This is a genomic window from Mesorhizobium sp. M7A.F.Ca.ET.027.02.1.1 (assembly GCF_004022985.1).
In the GTDB taxonomy this organism is placed as follows: domain Bacteria; phylum Pseudomonadota; class Alphaproteobacteria; order Rhizobiales; family Rhizobiaceae; genus Mesorhizobium.
This window is the reverse complement of the sequence record NZ_RZOL01000621.1, coordinates 1-2,343: the sequence shown is the minus strand read 5'-3', so window position 1 is coordinate 2,343 and position 2,343 is coordinate 1. Positions and strand designations below refer to the sequence as shown.

Sequence of the window (2,343 nt, the reverse complement as noted above, 5' to 3'; positions counted from 1 at the left end):
TCGCCGCGCATCTTGATCGCCGACGAGCCGACCGGCAATCTCGACCAGGCGACCGGGCGGCAGGTCGCCGACCTCCTGTTTGCCAAAGCGGCCGAGCGCGGCATGACGCTGGTGCTGGTGACCCATGATCCGGCGCTCGCGGCACGCTGTTCGCGCCAGGTATCGATGCGCTCGGGCCGGATCGAGGCGCCGGCGCCTGTCAAGGTGACGGCCTGATGCCGCTGTCCCGACGTTGAGGCTCGCGGTCCGCTTCTCGTTGCGCGAGATGCGCGGCGGCCTGTCCGGCTTCCTGATCTTTCTCGCCTGCATCGCGCTCGGCGTCGCGGCCATCGGCGGCGTCAACTCGGTGGCGCGTTCGATCACCGCCGGTGTCGCCAATCAGGGCCAGACGCTGCTGGGCGGCGACCTTCGCTTCGAGATCAACCAGCGTGACGCCAGCCAGGCGGAGCGCAGCTTCCTTGACGGGCTCGGCACAGTTTCCCGGACCGCCAGCATGCGTTCGATGGCGCGTCTGGCCGACGGATCCGACCAGGCGCTGGTCGAGGCCAAGGCGGTCGACCATGCCTATCCTCTCTATGGCACGCTGGAGACCGAGCCGGCACTCTCGAAACAGGAACTGTTCGGCGAAGAGTTCGGCGTCTTCGGTGCGGCGGCACCCGACCTTCTGTTCGAGCGGCTGCACGTCAAGATCGGCGACCGGCTGAAGCTTGGTACCGCCACTTTCGAACTGCGCGCCAGGCTGGTCGCCGAACCGGACGCCGTGTCCGACGGTTTCGGCTTCGCGCCAAGGCTGATGATCTCGACGGACGGGCTGGCGGCCACTGGACTGATCCAGCCGGGCAGCCTGGTCGAGAATGCCTACAAGATCCGCCTACCGGCAGACGCCGACGAGGCGCGACTGAAGGGCATCCAGGACCAGGCGGCCACGGATTTCCCCGAAGCAGGCTGGTCGATCCGCACACGCAGCAACGCGGCGCCCGCGCTGTCGTCCAACATTGAACGTTTCTCTCAGTTCCTGACCCTGGTCGGGCTGACGGCGCTGGTGGTCGGCGGTGTGGGCGTCGCCAATGCGGTGCGCGCCTATCTCGACGGCAAGCGCGGCGTGATCGCCACCTTCAAGAGCCTGGGCGCTTCGGGCGGCTTCGTCTTTGCCGTCTATCTGGTGCAGATCCTGATCATTGCCGCATTGGGTATCGTGCTGGGCCTTGTGCTCGGCGCGCTGATGCCGTTCGCAGCGAGTGCGGCCTTGCAATCCGTCATTCCGGTGCCGGCCGCAGGCGGCTTCTATCCCGGCGCGCTCGGCATGGCGGCGCTGTTCGGCCTGCTGGTGACGTTGGCTTTCGCGCTGCTGCCGCTCGGCCGCGCCCGCGATGTGCCGGCAGCCGCGCTGTTTCGCGAGATGGGGCTGGAAGGCCGCGGCTTGCCGCGCCCCGCCTATGTCGCGGCGGCCACAGGCATCGCGCTGTTGCTGGCGGCGCTGGCCATTCTGTTTTCCGGCGACCAGCGCATCGCCTCGATCTTTGTCGGCGCTACCGTCTTCGCCTTCCTAGTGCTGCGCGTGGTCGGCGCACTGGTGCAATGGGCGGCCAGGAAGAGCCCGCGCGTGCGCTTCGTGGCGCTCAGGCTCGCTATCGGCAACATCCATCGGCCAGGCGCGCTGACGCCATCGGTGGTGCTGTCCTTGGGGCTCGGCCTGACGCTGCTGGTGACGCTGGCGCTAATCGACGGCAATCTCAGGCGGCAGATCTCCGGCAGCCTGCCGGAACGGGCGCCGAACTTCTTCTTCGTCGACATCCAGAGCGCCGATGTCGCGTCTTTCTCGGCGCTGATCGGCAAGGAGGCGCCGCAGGGCGTACTGGCCAAGGTGCCGATGCTGCGCGGCCGGGTGATGGCGCTGAACGGTATCGATGTCGACAAGGTGAAGGTGCCGGCGGAAGGCGCCTGGGTGCTGAGGGGCGACCGCGGCCTGACCTATGACACCAGGCAGCCGCAGAACGCGACGTTGACCGAGGGCAGTTGGTGGCCCGAAGATTACAGCGGCGAGCCGCTGGTTTCGTTTTCGGCGCAAGAAGGCAAGGAGATCGGGCTGAAGCTCGGCGATACCATCGCCGTCAACGTGCTCGGACGCAATGTCACCGCCAGGATCGCCAATTTCCGCCAGGTCGAGTGGGAGACGATGGGCATCAATTTCGTCATGGTGTTCTCGCCCAACACATTCGCGGGCGCCCCGCATGGCTGGATGGCGACGCTGACCGAAAAGAGTACCTCGACGGCCGACGACGCCCGCATCCTCAACGCCGTCACCCGCGCCTTCCCGGCGGTGACGACGGTGCGGGTCAAGGA

The 2,343-nt window shown here is 67.3% G+C and carries 1 protein-coding gene and 1 pseudogene; both read left to right on the top strand.

Translation table 11 applies throughout. The features are described from left to right. A pseudogene (locus tag EN749_RS34280) lies at positions 1-216 on the top strand (ABC transporter); the annotation flags it as partial. A gap of 49 nt (positions 217-265) precedes the next feature. Continuing rightward, the coding region (locus EN749_RS34275) for an ABC transporter permease (protein ID WP_145991133.1) at positions 266-2,343 on the top strand (2,078 nt) is incomplete at its 3' end.